The following is a 15913-nucleotide window of genomic DNA, read 5'->3' as shown; positions in this document are numbered from 1 at the left end:
CACAAGTTTTGTGTCCGTAGCTCAGCTGGATAGAGCAACAGCCTTCTAAGCTGTGGGTCGCGGGTTCGAATCCCTCCGGACACGCCAGAACATGCGGGTGTAGTTCAATGGTAGAACTTCAGCCTTCCAAGCTGATAGCGTGGGTTCGATTCCCATCACCCGCTCCATTGGTGAATCTATAGATGTACCGGGTTCACTGCGTCGAGTGTGTAGCATCCTTTATTGGACAGGCACCTCGCGAAAGGTTTTGTGGGGGTATAGCTCAGCTGGGAGAGCACCTGCCTTGCAAGCAGGGGGTCGTCGGTTCGAATCCGTCTACCTCCACCACATTCCTCGATAGCTCAGCGGTAGAGCATCCGACTGTTAATCGGAGGGTCGTAGGTTCGAATCCTACTCGGGGAGCCAAGCTTTGCTCCCATAGCTCAGTTGGCAGAGCGCATCCATGGTAAGGATGAGGTCACCAGTTCAAGCCTGGTTGGGAGCTCCACGTCATGGCCCCATGGTCAAGCGGTTAAGACACCGCCCTTTCACGGCGGTAACGCGGGTTCGAATCCCGCTGGGGTCACCATTTGTGGGCGCTTAGCTCAGCTGGGAGAGCATCTGCCTTACAAGCAGAGGGTCGGCGGTTCGATCCCGTCAGCGCCCACCACATGCGGAAGTGGCTCAGGGGTAGAGCATCGCCTTGCCAAGGCGAGGGTCGCGGGTTCGAATCCCGTCTTCCGCTCCATATCGGGACAGCTGATCATGTTCGCATCGACCAGCGACCCCGGGCGGCTATAGCTCAGAGGGAGAGCACCACCTTGACATGGTGGGGGTCATAGGTTCGACTCCTATTAGCCGCACCATCACGCGGAGAGGTGTCCGAGTTGGTCGAAGGAGCACGATTGGAAATCGTGTAGGCGGCTAAACCCGTCTCAAGGGTTCGAATCCCTTTCTCTCCGCCATTTTGGCGGCGTAGCTCAGTTGGTTAGAGCACACGGTTCATACCCGTGGCGTCGGTGGTTCGAATCCACTCGCCGCTACCACGTTTGCCACCTTGGCTCAGGGGTAGAGCGGCTCACTCGTAATGAGCAGGTCGTCGGTTCAAATCCGACAGGTGGCTCCATGCGGAGGGGTACCAAAGTGGCCAAATGGGGCGGACTGTAAATCCGTTGCGGAAGCTTCGAAGGTTCGAATCCTTCCCCTCCACCAAGTGCGCGAACTGATGCCATTTGTGTCAGGGCGTGCTCAACTGCGAACCGGTGCGAGGCAATTGCACCGTGCTCGGCAGTGTATTGTGTGGTGAGTGTGGCGAAGGGGTTAACGCACCGGATTGTGATTCCGGCATACGTGGGTTCGATTCCCATCACTCACCCTTGATGGGGAATAGCCAAGCGGTAAGGCAACGGTTTTTGGTACCGTCATGCGAAGGTTCGAATCCTTCTTCCCCAGCCAATGTGCCCTTAGCTCAGCTGGATAGAGCGTTTGACTACGAATCAAAAGGTCGGGAGTTCGAATCTCTCAGGGCACGCCAGTTTGACGGAGCATAGCGCAGCTTGGTAGCGCGCCTGCCTTGGGAGCAGGAGGTCGTGGGTTCGAATCCCGCTGCTCCGACCAGTCGATTGTGATGGCGTGATCGACAATTACCATGGGGGTATAGCTCAGCTGGGAGAGCACCTGCCTTGCAAGCAGGGGGTCGTCGGTTCGAATCCGTCTACCTCCACCACGTCAGTTGATTACTGTACGTGTGTCACATCGAGATGTTAATGCCGAATGGTGTAATGGTAGCACGACTGACTCTGACTCAGTTAGTCTAGGTTCGAGTCCTAGTTCGGCAGCCAAGACGGATAAGTCTCTGGCTTTTGGTTCATCCGCTTTAGATGCGAGAATTCTGCAGTCGACAAGTGGTTGGCCATCTGTAAAAAGTTCTGGGTCATTAGCTCAATTGGCAGAGCATCCGACTCTTAATCGGCAGGTTGAAGGTTCGATTCCTTCATGACCCACCAAATATGGAGTGATGGCCGAGTAGGTCGAAGGCGCTCGCCTGCTAAGCGAGTATATGGTGAATAACCGTATCGAGGGTTCGAATCCCTCTCACTCCGCCAGTTTTATCATTTGGAGCTGTGGTGTAGAGGCCTAACATGCCTGCCTGTCACGCAGGAGATCGCGGGTTCGAATCCCGTCAGCTCCGCCAAAGACTCATCCGATTCGTTCGGGAGTCCACATATGCATGCGGTCGTGGCGGAATTGGCAGACGCGCAAGATTCAGGTTCTTGTGGGGGCAACCCCGTGGAGGTTCAAGTCCTCTCGACCGCACCAGGTAAACAGTGTACGGAAACCCGTACACTGTTTTGTCCGTTCAGCGCACGATGCGCTTCTAAGCATCTACGCCGGCGTCTCTTGTGAGTGGGCGATGTGGGTTGGATTGAAACTGATTTTAGACAGAGGAGTTATCCTGATGATTCCAGTTGAATATCAGGTGCGATTCGTGTTATATTAGTCGACGTCGCTTCGGCGGCACTGCCGAACAAACAGGATATACCAAGTCGCCGGAACACCAGCTCACAAGTTCGAACCGCAACGTTCGAACGAACTGAAGAAAAATATTCCAGTAGACAACGACGATAGATTCGTGGTATATTGTCTGAGCTGCTTCGGCGGCACTGATTGATTTGGTTCCTTGAAAACTAAACACACACGCCTAAAAGTTTCGGTCGAGACGACAGTCGTCGTCGAGACATTTATGAAGTAACGCCAGTAACATTTTTTGAGAGTTTGATCCTGGCTCAGGACGAACGCTGGCGGCGTGCCTAATACATGCAAGTCGAGCGGACATCTTTTGATGTCAGCGGCGGACGGGTGAGTAACACGTGGGCAATCTGCCTGTCAGACTGGAATAACACTCGGAAACGGGTGCTAATGCCGGATGACACACGGGAAGGCATCTTCCTGTGTTGAAAGGTGCAACAGCATCGCTGATAGAGGAGCCCGCGGCGCATTAGCTAGTTGGTGAGGTAACGGCCCACCAAGGCGACGATGCGTAGCCGACCTGAGAGGGTGACCGGCCACACTGGGACTGAGACACGGCCCAGACTCCTACGGGAGGCAGCAGTAGGGAATCTTCCGCAATGGGCGCAAGCCTGACGGAGCAACGCCGCGTGAGCGAAGAAGGCCTTCGGGTTGTAAAGCTCTGTTGCTCGGGGAGAGCGACAAGGAGAGTGGAAAGCTCCTTGTGAGACGGTACCGAGTGAGGAAGCCCCGGCTAACTACGTGCCAGCAGCCGCGGTAATACGTAGGGGGCAAGCGTTGTCCGGAATCACTGGGCGTAAAGCGTGCGTAGGCGGTTGTGTAAGTCTGAAGTGAAAGTCCAAGGCTCAACCTTGGGATTGCTTTGGAAACTGCATAACTTGAGTGCTGGAGAGGCAAGGGGAATTCCACGTGTAGCGGTGAAATGCGTAGATATGTGGAGGAATACCAGTGGCGAAGGCGCCTTGCTGGACAGTGACTGACGCTGAGGCACGAAAGCGTGGGGAGCAAACAGGATTAGATACCCTGGTAGTCCACGCCGTAAACGATGAGTGCTAGGTGTTGGGGGGACACACCCCAGTGCCGAAGGAAACCCAATAAGCACTCCGCCTGGGGAGTACGGTCGCAAGACTGAAACTCAAAGGAATTGACGGGGGCCCGCACAAGCAGTGGAGCATGTGGTTTAATTCGAAGCAACGCGAAGAACCTTACCAGGGCTTGACATCCCTCTGACCGGGCTAGAGATAGTCCTTCCCTTCGGGGCAGAGGAGACAGGTGGTGCATGGTTGTCGTCAGCTCGTGTCGTGAGATGTTGGGTTAAGTCCCGCAACGAGCGCAACCCTTGACCTGTGTTACCAGCACGTAGTGGTGGGGACTCACAGGTGACTGCCGGCGTAAGTCGGAGGAAGGCGGGGATGACGTCAAATCATCATGCCCTTTATGTCCTGGGCTACACACGTGCTACAATGGGCGGTACAACGGGAAGCGAAGCCGCGAGGTGGAGCGAAACCTAAAAAGCCGTTCGTAGTTCGGATTGCAGGCTGCAACTCGCCTGCATGAAGCCGGAATTGCTAGTAATCGCGGATCAGCATGCCGCGGTGAATCCGTTCCCGGGCCTTGTACACACCGCCCGTCACACCACGAGAGTCGGCAACACCCGAAGTCGGTGAGGTAACCTTTCAGGAGCCAGCCGCCGAAGGTGGGGTTGATGATTGGGGTGAAGTCGTAACAAGGTAGCCGTATCGGAAGGTGCGGCTGGATCACCTCCTTTCTACGGAGAAACAAGGCTTTTAGGACGTGGGTGTTTAGTTTTGAGGGAGCCAAGCCTCGTATGAGGTGGAAGCAAACTCAAGGTACCTTGGCAACTGAATATGGAACAACCTCGAATAAGTAAAACCGGTAACCGTAAATGCGTAACAGGTTAACGTAACCGGATTTATAGATGGAATAATCACGTTTGTGGTTAGGAAGTCAAAACGGTGAAGTTAGAAAGAGCGCACGGAGGATGCCTAGGCGCCAAGAGCCGAAGAAGGACGGGGCGAACACCGAAATGCCACGGGGAGCTGTAAGCGAGCGATTTATCCGTGGATGTCCGAATGGGGAAACCTGCTAGTGTGAAGCGCTAGTACCGTACACTGAATACATAGGTGTACGGAGGCAACCGAGGGAACTGAAACATCTAAGTACCTCGAGGAAAAGAAAGCGAACGCGATTCCGTAAGTAGTGGCGAGCGAAAGCGGAGAAGCCTAAACCGTATACGTGGTACAGACTGCAGTCGATGCGTATGCGGGGTCGAGGGGCTGTTGGTGGCAACCTGCAGGGAGCCAGCAGGAAGCAATCCGTAGGAGAACGGCATGGGAAGGCCGGCCATAGACGGTGAGAGCCCGGTAACCGAAACGGATTGTGGAATGTGCAACAGACCCCAAGTACTGCGGGACACGAGAAATCCCGTGGGAATCTGGGAGGACCACCTCCTAAGGCTAAATACTCCTTGGCGACCGATAGCGGATAGTACCGTGAGGGAAAGGTGAAAAGAACCGCGGGAGCGGAGTGAAATAGAACCTGAAACCGTGTGCTTACAAGCAGTCGGAGCATGCATGACATGTGACGGCGTGCCTTTTGTAGAATGAACCGGCGAGTGATGATGGCAAGCAAGGTGAAGGCGAAGGAGCCTGTGCCGAAGCGAAAGCGAGTCTGAATAGGGCGGTATAGTTTGTCGTCATCGACCCGAAACCGGGTGATCTACCCCTGGTCAGGGTGAAGTGCGGGTAACACCGCATGGAGGCCCGAACCCACTGGCGTTGAAAAGCCAGGGGATGAACTGGGGGTAGGGGAGAAATTCCAATCGAACCCGGAGATAGCTGGTTCTCCCCGAAATAGCTTGAGGGCTAGCGTCAGGGAATGAGAAGTGGAGGTAGAGCACTGATTGGGTGCGGGGCCCGCGAGGGTTACCAAGCCTAGTCAAACTGCGAATGCCACTTTGTCGAAGAACCTGGCAGTCAGACTACGAGTGATAAGACCCGTGGTCAAGAGGGAAACAGCCCAGACCAACAGCTAAGGTCCCAAAGTACTGGTTCAGTGGGGAACGATGTGGCGTTGCACAGACAACCAGGATGTTGGCTTAGAAGCAGCCACCATTTAAAGAGTGCGTAATAGCTCACTGGTCGAGTGGCGCTGCGCGGAAAATGTAACGGGGCTAAACCAGACACCGAAGCTATGGATGGAAACATGGTAGGGGAGCGTTCCATTTGCGGGGAAGCTGAACCGAGAGGTTTGGTGGAGCGGATGGAAGTGAGAATGCCGGTATGAGTAGCGAAAAGACAAGTGAGAATCTTGTCCGCCGAAAGCCCAAGGTTTCCTGGGGAAGGCTCGTCCGCCCAGGGTAAGTCGGGACCTAAGGCGAGGCCGAAAGGCGTAGTCGAAGGACAACAGGTTGAAATTCCTGTACCACCAACATCGCGATTGAGCGAAGGGGTGACGCAGGAGGCTGAGGGAAGCGGCCGGATGGAAGAGGCCGTCCAAGCAGCGAGCGAGGGGTGTAGGCAAATCCGCACCCTGGTAATCGTGAGCTGTGATGGGGAGGGAAGTACAGTACCGAAGTCCCATAAGTCACACTGCCAAGAAAAGCCTCTAGCGAGTGGTGAGGTGCCCGTACCGGAAACCGACACAGGTGGGCGCGTGGAGAACACGAAGGCGCGCGGGAGAACTCTCGTTAAGGAACTCGGCAAAATGGCCCCGTAACTTCGGGAGAAGGGGCGCTTCGAGAGAAGCCGCAGTGAAAAGGCCCAAGCGACTGTTTAGCAAAAACACAGGTCTCTGCGAAGCCGAAAGGCGAAGTATAGGGGCTGACGCCTGCCCGGTGCTGGAAGGTTAAGAGGAGGGGTAAGCCGCAAGGCGAAGCTCTGAATTGAAGCCCCAGTAAACGGCGGCCGTAACTATAACGGTCCTAAGGTAGCGAAATTCCTTGTCAGGTAAGTTCTGACCCGCACGAAAGGCGTAACGACTTGGGCGCTGTCTCAACGAGAGACCCGGTGAAATTGTAATACCTGTGAAGATGCAGGTTACCCGCGGTTAGACGGAAAGACCCCGTGGAGCTTGACTGTAGCTTGATATGGGATACGGGTACGTCATGTACAGGATAGGTGGGAGACAGAGAAGCTTGGGCGCCAGCCTGAGTGGAGTCGGCGTTGGGATACCACCCTTGAGGTACTTGTGTTCTAACCAATGGCCATGAAACTGGTCATGGGACAGTGTCAGGTGGACAGTTTGACTGGGGCGGTCGCCTCCTAAAGAGTAACGGAGGCGCCCAAAGGTTCCCTCAGCGCGGATGGAAATCGCGCGAAGCGTGTAAAGGCACAAGGGAGCTTGACTGCGAGACGGACAGGTCGAGCAGGGACGAAAGTCGGGCTTAGTGACCCGGTGGAACCGAGTGGAAGGGCCATCGCTCAACGGATAAAAGCTACCCCGGGGATAACAGGCTGATCTCCCCCAAGAGTTCACATCGACGGGGAGGTTTGGCACCTCGATGTCGGCTCATCGCATCCTGGGGCTGAAGTCGGTCCCAAGGGTTGGGCTGTTCGCCCATTAAAGCGGTACGCGAGCTGGGTTCAGAACGTCGTGAGACAGTTCGGTCCCTATCTGCCGCGGGCGCAGGATACGTGAGAGGGGTCGTCCTTAGTACGAGAGGACCGGGATGAACCGACCGCTGGTGTACCAGTTGTTTCGCCAGAAGCATAGCTGGGTAGCCAAGTCGGGAAAGGATAAGCGCTGAAAGCATCTAAGCGCGAAGCCTGCCTCAAGATAACGTATCCCATTCCGTTAGGGAAGTAAGACCCCTTGAAGAAGACAAGGTAGATCGGTCTGGCGTGGAAGCGTAGTGATACGTGGAGCGGACAGATACGAATCGGTCGAGGGCTTCACCCGCATGAAAGAGGTTGTTCCATGATTCAGGAGCGAGGATAAAGACAAAGTTACGGAGCGACGTAACTGGAAGCTTGAGTGAAGGTGTGAGTAGCACATCTGCAGGCCGATAGGCCGAAGCCGTGCGAACGAATACCTGAACGCCAAGCGGTCTGGTGACCATAGCGGAGGGGAAACACCCGTACCCATACCGAACACGGACGTGAAGACCTCCAGCGCCGAGGATACTTGTCCCGAGAGGGGCTGGGAAAGTAGGTCGTTGCCAGGCGAGTGAGAAGGACCCTGAGGGAAGCAGAAATGCCCACCTCGGGGTCTTTTTGTGTTGGTCGGGGATTGGGGTCTGTATCGAACAATCTGAGGGATATATGTTCGTGTTTTTGGGGGGACCGACATATACATGTCCCTTCACAGCCGGACATGCACCGCAGTTGTGGTTGTCAGGTCTCAGGGAAACGTCGCTTTGGCTGCATCACCCGAAGTGCGTTTACGCTTTGAACCACGTCGGCGGCGACAGCGTAGCGCCATTCTCAATCTCTACTCGGGTACCGACGGGGATGGTGTCATAGAGTTTTTGCAACGCAGAGGCGGGAAGTTCGATACAGCCGAGTGAATCGGCCCCGCCGATGCGTCCCTCTTGATTGGTGCCGTGGATGGCGTAATTCGTTTCGTTCAACGGGAAAATGTACTTTCCGTACGCGTTTGCCGCGTGGTTTACGATGCGCTGTGAGACGACGAAGTCGCCGGTCGGGGTGGGGGACGAAGCCGCGCCAATTCCAACTGCCGTCCGCAGGACCGTCTGGCCATCACTTTGTAACAACAATGTTCGATCCCGCAAGTCAATGCGCACAACAGGCTGCACAAATGGCACGATCCGGGTGGCGCTGCTTGTGAGGGCCGTGGTCGGATCGGTTGTGGGGACGTAATCGATGTTGGATAGAACACTGGCGCGTGGAACCATCGATGCGAGCGGCTGCAGGGTCGCAGGGGGCACGTCGCCGTGCGTGGTCAAGTAGTACGCATAGGCTGTCCGGGCCACATTTAAGTCAGCACTGGAAATGGCGGATGTGGGAGCGGATGAAACAGGCGCGCGCTGGGTTGTCACGGATGCGGAAGGTGCAACAGTGTTTAGAATGTAAATGGTGAACAGGTTGTCCCCTTCGCTGACGGCGTATCCTTCTGGTGTCCCATCGTAGAGCAGTTTATAAGGCAAGTCTGGTGTCATGGTCGACGTGTCCACGGCGTGAGCGATCCCGTTTGTGGTCAGCGTGCCCACCCGGATGTTGCCGGCAAATTGCGTGGAAGGAAGCACTCCGATGTGCTCAATCGTATTCTGATACGATTCGTCGATGGTCGTCGTGATGGTGTGTCGGTATACGTAATGATACAGAAACGGCAATGCAAGCAGTACAAGACACAGCAGCAGCCACGGCAGCCAACTCATCCGTGCGCGTCGCGTCGTTGACCGCTGCGCGTAAGTTTTGGCGTGGTCCTGGTAGAATCGCCGCAGCTGTTTGAAATGCCAATACTTATTGAGCATGTCCAATGTCTCATCGTAAGTGAGCAGCGGAGCCAGTTGCTTGTGCAACTCCATCGATTCTTTGTGTCGCAGGAGTGTGAGGTACCGTTCTTTAGCCTTGCGATATTGTCCTGCGCGTACGAGAAGTTTCGCCTCGTGAATCGGGGAACTGGGCGAAATCGCTTGGTAGCGCATGGCTTTTAACTCATACCGGTCGTCACTTGGATTCACGTACACCCCGGGTTTCAGTCGCTGCAGGCCATCGGTTCGTTCTTTCATGTGTGATCGCCTTTCTCTGGTTGGACTAGGGCCTGTCCTAGAGAAGCTATCGGTCGGGACCCTCGATTGATATCTATGAATCAATCAGAGCGTTCAGAATGAAAGCTACGACACGGTGCGAACGGAAAACAGGGCCGCCCCCCAGTCATTTTCGGTGACTGAAGGACGGCCCCTTTTACTTCTAGCCAGCTGTTCTCAGTGCTTGTCCGCCCTGCGTGCAACCAGGTAACTTCCCATGATCAAGCCGACCGCCACCAAACTCACGATGGTTCCGGCCAGCGGCGAGGTGATGATCACGGCCACGAAAATGGCAATCAGCGCTGCAAAGGCCAAAATCGTCGTGGGTTTTGGGCCCTGCTGTTTCCAGTGGCTTGCGAGCAAAAACATCCACACCAACATCACGGTGTAGCCCGGGATCACCATCAGGTCGTTAAACGTGTTTCCCTTGGCGAAAAAGGCGACCACCACGCCGATATAAAGGAAGAAGGTGCTGAATAAGAGCGCACGGACAGGGACGTTGCCCCTAGTCACTTTGCGGAACAGCTTTGGCGCGTTGCCGTCCATCGCCTGTGTGTACAACATCCGACTTGTGGCGTACATGCCGGTGTTGACTGCCGACAGGACGGCCGTCAGCATCACGAAATTCATAATGCTGCCGACATATGGAATGCCAATCTGCGAAAAGACCGTCACAAATGGACTTTGTGTGCTGCCCAACTGCGACCAGGGAACCAGGCTGACGATGACGGCGATCGGCAAGAGGTAGAACAATAAGATCCGCACGATCACGCCCCGCGCAGCACGCGGGATGGTCCGTGTTGGGTCTTCCGTCTCACCGAGTGTCATCCCAATCATTTCGATGCCGCCAAAGGAGAACATCACGACCAGCATCGCGGCCGCCACGCCGCCAATTCCATGTGGGAAGAACCCGCCATGCCCGACAAGATTACTTGCGACTTGATGCTTTGAGTACCTTGTGGCGAGCAAAATCGCTCCGAATATGACAAACAAGGACAACGTCAAGATCTTGACGCCAGCCAGCCAGTACTCCGTCTCCCCGAACACGCGGACCGGGGTCAGGTTGAGGATGGTCATCCCTACGGAGATGAGCAGTGCGAGCACCCAGAGTGGAACGGACGGAAACCAGAACTGCAAAAACATACTCGCAGCCGCGGTCTCAGCCGCCATGACGAGCACCCAGTCGAGCCAATAAATCCATCCGCTCACGTAGCCCGTGAAATGGCCTAGAATGGGATCGATAAGTCCTTTGATCGTGGTGGCGTGTGGATTCTGTACGGCCATCGCCGCCAATCCGCGCATGACGACAAGTAAGATCAGCCCGCCAACCAAGTACGTGACGAGAACGCCAGGGCCGGCTAAGTGGATGGAGGAACTGCTCCCCTGAAATATCCCTGATCCGATAGTCCCGCCAAGGGCCATCATGAGGATGTGTCGCGACTTCAAATTGCGCGTAAGTTGTGAATCTGGCTTACTCATCTCTGCTAGTCTCCTCTCGAAACCACTGTGCCGAGTACGGGTGACCCCGAATTCCGCACATCCTATTATTCTACAACAAATCGACGCGGTTTCGACGAATGTCGAAATAGGTAGTTCTCGTCGAAACTTCCGAAAATGTGCTGTACATGGTTGTCTTATCCCGTACAATTAGTAGACTGAACATACAGGCAACGATTGGCCTGGTCGTATAAGCGCCGTATTTGTGGGCTCTACATATGTGTGCACCTGTCAGGCTTGACAGATTTGAGAGGACGTGACGGTCATCGAACGTGCGAGAGTTGGTATTATAGGTTGTGGAAATATCAGCGAGATCTACTTTAAGAACTGTCGAGCTTTTGGGTTGGACGTCGTCGCCTGCGCCGATCTCGACGTGGACCGCGCCAAAAGCCGCGCCGAACAATTTGGAGTCGCGAAGGCCTGTTCAGTCGACCAACTTCTGGCCGACCCGAATATTGAGTTCGTCATCAATTTGACCATTCCCAGTGCGCACGCCTCAGTTTCCCGCCAGGCACTGGAAGCGGGTAAACATGTTCACTCGGAGAAACCGCTCGCGCTAAACGTAGAAGAGGGACGGTCCTTGCTCGCGCTCGCGAAAGCGAAGAACCTCCGTCTCGGATCGGCTCCGGACACGTTCCTCGGCAGTGCATTGCAGACGTGTCGGAAGTTGATTGACGACGGGTGGATCGGCAAGCCCATCGGTGCAACCGCATTCATGGTGGGGCATGGGGTAGAGGCGTGGCACCCCAATCCTGATTTCTTCTATCAACCGGGCGGCGGGCCGATGTTTGACATGGGGCCTTACTACCTCACGGCGCTCGTGCATCTATTGGGGCCCGTTCGCCGGTTGACAGGGCTCACGCAGGTGACGTTTGCTGAACGCACCATCACGACCGAACATCGCTTCGGTGAGAAGATTCCAGTGAACGTGCCCACGCACGTCGCCGGTCTGTTGGAGTTTGAACAGGGCGCCGTAGGGAATATCATTACGTCGTTCGACGTCTGGCACTCCGAGTTACCGCGCATCGAAATCTATGGAACGGAAGGGTCCCTGAGCGTGCCGGATCCAAACAACTTCGGTGGAAACGTTCGAGTGCGTCGCAAGGGGGCACAGGAATGGAGCGATATTCCGCTCTTGTTCGGGTTTAAGGAAAATAGCCGTGGGTTGGCCGTCGCCGACATGGTCGATGCGGTGCGCACGGGCCGTTTGCATCGAGCGAATGGTGAACTGATGCTGCACATCGTCGAGTTAATGCAGGGCATTCACGTGGCGTCCGATGAGGGGCGGCACTATGACATCCAGACGAGGTGCGAACGCCCTGCTCCGTGGCCGGTTGGGTTTGATGAACAGGCTCTCCTGCTCGCCTTGGGCGGTCATCTGGCTTAAGCGCGCGTGCCTGAACTTTTAACATGTCGCCAAGGGACGCCGAACCTGAGGCGTCCCTTGCCTTTCGAGTACATTCACCTGTTTCTACGAATTTAGAGATCGCGGTTGGCGAGCATTCGGGTCTCCCCATACTCGCAAACTGCGTGATGTTTTGGAGCGTGAGCGCGTTGAAACTGATTGGCCTCGATATTGGTACCACATCTCTTTGCGGAGTCGTCGTGGATACACAGACTAGCGCGATTGTGGATCAGAAAACGCGTTCAAACGACGCGAGCGTGGCGGGTGAGGGTCATGCCTACCTTCAAGATGCCTCGAGGATTTTTTCCATCGTACAGGACATCGTTCAAGAACTTCTAGGCCGTCACAGAGATGTCGCGGCGGTGTGTGTGTCGGGGCAAATGCACGGCGTACTGTACTTGGACAAGGACGGTCGGCCTGTGAGCCCCCTCTTCACGTGGCTCGACGGCCGTGGCAATCTCCATTGCGATGGCAAGCGGACGTATCGCGACGCATTCGCGGGTCTCACTGGCTACGAAGTGCCAACAGGGTATGGGTTGCTGACGCATTTCGTCAACGTACAAAAGGGAGAAGTTCCGAGTGATGCAGCGGCGCTCTGCACCATCGCTGACTACGTGACCGCAAAACTCGCGAACATCGCTCATCCTGTGACGGAGCCGACTTTGGCGGCGAGCCTCGGCGTATTTGACCTGGTGAAGTCACGGTTTGACGAGGAGGCGCTGCTGCGAGCAGGCATTCGCCCCATGATGCTCCCGACCGTTGTGCCATCCTGTACCGTCGTTGGTCATATGGACGACGGCGTTCAGGTCGTGACCGGTGTCGGCGACAACCAGGCGAGTCACATCGGCTCTGTGCAGTCGCTTGCGGATACGCTGCTGGTAAATGTCGGTACGGGGGCACAGTTGTCGTTGATGGTCCACGAGCACGTGTCGGTGCCCGGTTTCGAGACGCGGCCGTTTCCGGGCAATCGCTATCTGCTTGTGAGTGCGACGCTCGGCGGTGGGAAGTCGTATGCCTTGGTGGAATCGTTTTTCCGCCAGGTCCTTGAACTGTGTGGTGTCGCTACACAGGAGCCGCAATATGGTGCGATGGATCACCTATTGGCGAAGGCGAGCCAGGAGAACCTGCGCAATGATTCCCGTCAGCGAAGTGGGAGCGGCGCGGCACCTGGCGCGCTTGTCCATACGACCCTGACTGTTTCGCCGCAGTTCTACGGCACGAGGGAAGACCCGTCGTCCAGGGGGGCGATCACCAACATTTCAGAAGACAACTTCACACCGTTGGACTTGATGGTCGGTGTGCTGGATGGGATTGCGATAGAACTTCATCAGTATGTGAAGGCACTTCCGGGTACTTTACAGATGAACATCAAACATCTCGTCGGAGCGGGAAACGCCATCCGCAAGAACGTCTACTTGGCGTCCATCGTGCAGGATATCTTTGGTCGTTCACTTCTCGTTCCACGCCACCGGGAAGAGGCAGCTGTCGGCGCCGCACTCTGCGCGGGCGTCGGGGTGGGGGCGTACGAATCCTTTAACGAAGCGGCGGCCGACGTCATCGATTACGCCTTGCCATCATAGGTTTCGGGAGATGGCGACTGGCCGGTCCGTTTGGTAATCCCTCAAGTTGCCGAGTGACTCTCGCCCAACGAGATCATCCGACGACATTTGACGATGGTGTGTTCGGGTTTCGAACGCCGCACTGTTGTTCTCTTTTTTATTTACATAAATTTACACTTGTGTAGTTCAACTTGGCGTGCTATATTAATCGACGTCGCTTCGGCGGCACTGCTGAACAAACAGGATATACCGAGTCGCTGGAACACCAGCTCACAGGTTCGAACTGCAACGTTCGAATGAGCCGAAGCAAAATGTTCCAGTAGACAGCGAAGATAGATTCGTGGTATATTGTCTGAGCTGCTTCGGCGGCACTGATTGATTTGGTTCCTTGAAAACTAAACACACACGCCTAAAAGTTTCGGTCGAGACGACAGTCGTCGTCGAGACATTAGAAGTAACGCCAGTAACATTTTTTGAGAGTTTGATCCTGGCTCAGGACGAACGCTGGCGGCGTGCCTAATACATGCAAGTCGAGCGGACATCTTTTGATGTCAGCGGCGGACGGGTGAGTAACACGTGGGCAATCTGCCTGTCAGACTGGAATAACACTCGGAAACGGGTGCTAATGCTGGATGACACATGGGAAGGCATCTTCCTGTGTTGAAAGGTGCAACTGCATCGCTGATAGAGGAGCCCGCGGCGCATTAGCTAGTTGGTGAGGTAACGGCCCACCAAGGCGACGATGCGTAGCCGACCTGAGAGGGTGACCGGCCACACTGGGACTGAGACACGGCCCAGACTCCTACGGGAGGCAGCAGTAGGGAATCTTCCGCAATGGGCGCAAGCCTGACGGAGCAACGCCGCGTGAGCGAAGAAGGCCTTCGGGTTGTAAAGCTCTGTTGCTCGGGGAGAGCGACAAGGAGAGTGGAAAGCTCCTTGTGAGACGGTACCGAGTGAGGAAGCCCCGGCTAACTACGTGCCAGCAGCCGCGGTAATACGTAGGGGGCAAGCGTTGTCCGGAATCACTGGGCGTAAAGCGTGCGTAGGCGGTTGTGTAAGTCTGAAGTGAAAGTCCAAGGCTCAACCTTGGGATTGCTTTGGAAACTGCATAACTTGAGTGCTGGAGAGGCAAGGGGAATTCCACGTGTAGCGGTGAAATGCGTAGATATGTGGAGGAATACCAGTGGCGAAGGCGCCTTGCTGGACAGTGACTGACGCTGAGGCACGAAAGCGTGGGGAGCAAACAGGATTAGATACCCTGGTAGTCCACGCCGTAAACGATGAGTGCTAGGTGTTGGGGGACACACCCCAGTGCCGAAGGAAACCCAATAAGCACTCCGCCTGGGGAGTACGGTCGCAAGACTGAAACTCAAAGGAATTGACGGGGGCCCGCACAAGCAGTGGAGCATGTGGTTTAATTCGAAGCAACGCGAAGAACCTTACCAGGGCTTGACATCCCTCTGATCGGGCTAGAGATAGTCCTTCCCTTCGGGGCAGAGGAGACAGGTGGTGCATGGTTGTCGTCAGCTCGTGTCGTGAGATGTTGGGTTAAGTCCCGCAACGAGCGCAACCCTTGACCTGTGTTACCAGCACGTAGTGGTGGGGACTCACAGGTGACTGCCGGCGTAAGTCGGAGGAAGGCGGGGATGACGTCAAATCATCATGCCCTTTATGTCCTGGGCTACACACGTGCTACAATGGGCGGTACAACGGGAAGCGAAGCCGCGAGGTGGAGCGAAACCTAAAAAGCCGTTCGTAGTTCGGATTGCAGGCTGCAACTCGCCTGCATGAAGCCGGAATTGCTAGTAATCGCGGATCAGCATGCCGCGGTGAATCCGTTCCCGGGCCTTGTACACACCGCCCGTCACACCACGAGAGTCGGCAACACCCGAAGTCGGTGAGGTAACCTTAGGGAGCCAGCCGCCGAAGGTGGGGTTGATGATTGGGGTGAAGTCGTAACAAGGTAGCCGTATCGGAAGGTGCGGCTGGATCACCTCCTTTCTACGGAGAAACAAGGCTTTTAGGACGTGGGTGTTTAGTTTTGAGGGAGCCAAGCCTCGTATGAGGTGGAAGCAAACTCAAAGCGCGTTTCAAGATGCGAGGAGTACAAGGCGGGAGGACGATGATGAGTCGAGCGTACTTTTGTACGTGAGCGAGTCAGAGGACGACCAACGAAGGAATCCGAAGCAGATTGGAAGGCGCGAGGTACCTTGG

Annotated in this window: 5 protein-coding genes, 23 tRNA genes and 4 rRNA genes (1 of these 32 cut by a window edge); 30 read left to right on the top strand and 2 right to left on the bottom strand. The window is 55.6% G+C overall.

Going from position 1 to position 15913, the window contains the following annotated elements:
• The first annotated feature begins 10 nt into the window (after window positions 1-10).
• From NZD89_RS18735 to rrf, 26 genes are all read left to right on the top strand, one after another.
• Window positions 11-87: transfer RNA gene (locus NZD89_RS18735), tRNA-Arg, on the top strand.
• A 6-nt stretch (window positions 88-93) separates the two neighbouring features.
• Window positions 94-167, top strand: a tRNA-Gly gene (locus tag NZD89_RS18730).
• Window positions 168-251: 84 nt separating this feature from the next.
• Window positions 252-327: transfer RNA gene (locus tag NZD89_RS18725), tRNA-Ala, on the top strand.
• A 3-nt stretch (window positions 328-330) separates the two neighbouring features.
• Window positions 331-405: transfer RNA gene (locus NZD89_RS18720), tRNA-Asn, on the top strand.
• 6 nt (window positions 406-411) lie between these two features.
• Window positions 412-487: transfer RNA gene (locus tag NZD89_RS18715), tRNA-Thr, on the top strand.
• A gap of 6 nt (window positions 488-493) precedes the next feature.
• Window positions 494-568, top strand: a tRNA-Glu gene (locus tag NZD89_RS18710).
• 5 nt (window positions 569-573) lie between these two features.
• Window positions 574-649 (top strand) — tRNA-Val (locus NZD89_RS18705).
• Between the two features lie 3 nt (window positions 650-652).
• Window positions 653-727, top strand: a tRNA-Gly gene (locus tag NZD89_RS18700).
• 43 nt (window positions 728-770) lie between these two features.
• A tRNA-Val gene (locus tag NZD89_RS18695) sits at window positions 771-845 on the top strand.
• Window positions 846-851: 6 nt separating this feature from the next.
• A tRNA-Ser gene (locus NZD89_RS18690) sits at window positions 852-944 on the top strand.
• A 4-nt stretch (window positions 945-948) separates the two neighbouring features.
• Window positions 949-1025, top strand: a tRNA-Met gene (locus tag NZD89_RS18685).
• Window positions 1026-1030: 5 nt separating this feature from the next.
• Window positions 1031-1105: transfer RNA gene (locus NZD89_RS18680), tRNA-Thr, on the top strand.
• A gap of 3 nt (window positions 1106-1108) precedes the next feature.
• Window positions 1109-1191, top strand: a tRNA-Tyr gene (locus tag NZD89_RS18675).
• A gap of 90 nt (window positions 1192-1281) precedes the next feature.
• A tRNA-His gene (locus NZD89_RS18670) sits at window positions 1282-1354 on the top strand.
• A gap of 5 nt (window positions 1355-1359) precedes the next feature.
• Window positions 1360-1434 (top strand) — tRNA-Gln (locus tag NZD89_RS18665).
• A 2-nt stretch (window positions 1435-1436) separates the two neighbouring features.
• Window positions 1437-1513: transfer RNA gene (locus NZD89_RS18660), tRNA-Arg, on the top strand.
• Between the two features lie 6 nt (window positions 1514-1519).
• Window positions 1520-1596 (top strand) — tRNA-Pro (locus NZD89_RS18655).
• A 33-nt stretch (window positions 1597-1629) separates the two neighbouring features.
• Window positions 1630-1705, top strand: a tRNA-Ala gene (locus NZD89_RS18650).
• A 41-nt stretch (window positions 1706-1746) separates the two neighbouring features.
• Window positions 1747-1820: transfer RNA gene (locus tag NZD89_RS18645), tRNA-Gln, on the top strand.
• Window positions 1821-1909: 89 nt separating this feature from the next.
• Window positions 1910-1985 (top strand) — tRNA-Lys (locus NZD89_RS18640).
• A gap of 5 nt (window positions 1986-1990) precedes the next feature.
• Window positions 1991-2084, top strand: a tRNA-Ser gene (locus tag NZD89_RS18635).
• 12 nt (window positions 2085-2096) lie between these two features.
• A tRNA-Asp gene (locus NZD89_RS18630) sits at window positions 2097-2173 on the top strand.
• 38 nt (window positions 2174-2211) lie between these two features.
• A tRNA-Leu gene (locus tag NZD89_RS18625) sits at window positions 2212-2298 on the top strand.
• A gap of 444 nt (window positions 2299-2742) precedes the next feature.
• Window positions 2743-4276, top strand: a 16S ribosomal RNA gene (locus NZD89_RS18620).
• A 207-nt stretch (window positions 4277-4483) separates the two neighbouring features.
• Window positions 4484-7428 (top strand): 23S ribosomal RNA (locus tag NZD89_RS18615).
• 148 nt (window positions 7429-7576) lie between these two features.
• A 5S ribosomal RNA gene (rrf, locus tag NZD89_RS18610) occupies window positions 7577-7693 on the top strand.
• The 16S, 23S and 5S rRNA genes sit together here with 23 tRNA genes alongside, the layout of an rRNA operon.
• Window positions 7694-7909: 216 nt before the next feature.
• On the opposite strand, the gene NZD89_RS18605 is transcribed toward rrf, so the two are convergent.
• The gene (locus NZD89_RS18605) at window positions 7910-9220 is read right to left on the bottom strand and encodes a L,D-transpeptidase (RefSeq protein WP_268004262.1); all 1311 of its coding nucleotides are present in this window, start codon (window positions 9218-9220) and stop codon (window positions 7910-7912) included.
• 195 nt (window positions 9221-9415) lie between these two features.
• Window positions 9416-10717, bottom strand: a complete 1302-nt coding sequence (locus tag NZD89_RS18600; RefSeq protein ID WP_268004261.1) for an amino acid permease — start codon at window positions 10715-10717, stop codon at window positions 9416-9418.
• A 283-nt stretch (window positions 10718-11000) separates the two neighbouring features.
• Between NZD89_RS18600 and NZD89_RS18595 the strand changes: the two genes are divergently transcribed.
• From NZD89_RS18595 to NZD89_RS18580, 4 genes are all read left to right on the top strand, one after another.
• Complete coding sequence (locus tag NZD89_RS18595) at window positions 11001-12122, top strand: Gfo/Idh/MocA family protein (protein WP_268008537.1); 1122 nt, start codon at window positions 11001-11003, stop codon at window positions 12120-12122.
• 167 nt (window positions 12123-12289) lie between these two features.
• Window positions 12290-13720, top strand: coding sequence for a sedoheptulokinase (locus tag NZD89_RS18590; RefSeq protein WP_268004260.1), 1431 nt, complete (start codon window positions 12290-12292; stop codon window positions 13718-13720).
• A gap of 448 nt (window positions 13721-14168) precedes the next feature.
• A 16S ribosomal RNA gene (locus tag NZD89_RS18585) occupies window positions 14169-15700 on the top strand.
• Between the two features lie 60 nt (window positions 15701-15760).
• Window positions 15761-15913 carry the 5' portion of a hypothetical protein gene (locus tag NZD89_RS18580; RefSeq protein ID WP_268003504.1) on the top strand. The gene runs 30 nt beyond the window's last position, so 153 of the gene's 183 nt are visible here — the first part of the coding sequence; the start codon lies at window positions 15761-15763; its stop codon lies beyond the right edge, outside the window.

It is taken from the genome of Alicyclobacillus fastidiosus (assembly GCF_026651875.1).
Lineage (GTDB): Bacteria > Bacillota > Bacilli > Alicyclobacillales > Alicyclobacillaceae > Alicyclobacillus > Alicyclobacillus fastidiosus.
The sequence above is the reverse complement of the archived record's forward strand: the minus strand, read 5'-3'. Positions and strand labels throughout refer to the sequence as shown.

Coding starts and splice junctions, on each gene's coding strand:
- NZD89_RS18605 (WP_268004262.1), bottom strand. CDS start 9,220: ATGAAAGAACGAACCGATGGCCTGCAGCGACTGAAACCCGGGGTGTAC.
- NZD89_RS18600 (WP_268004261.1), bottom strand. CDS start 10,717: ATGAGTAAGCCAGATTCACAACTTACGCGCAATTTGAAGTCGCGACAC.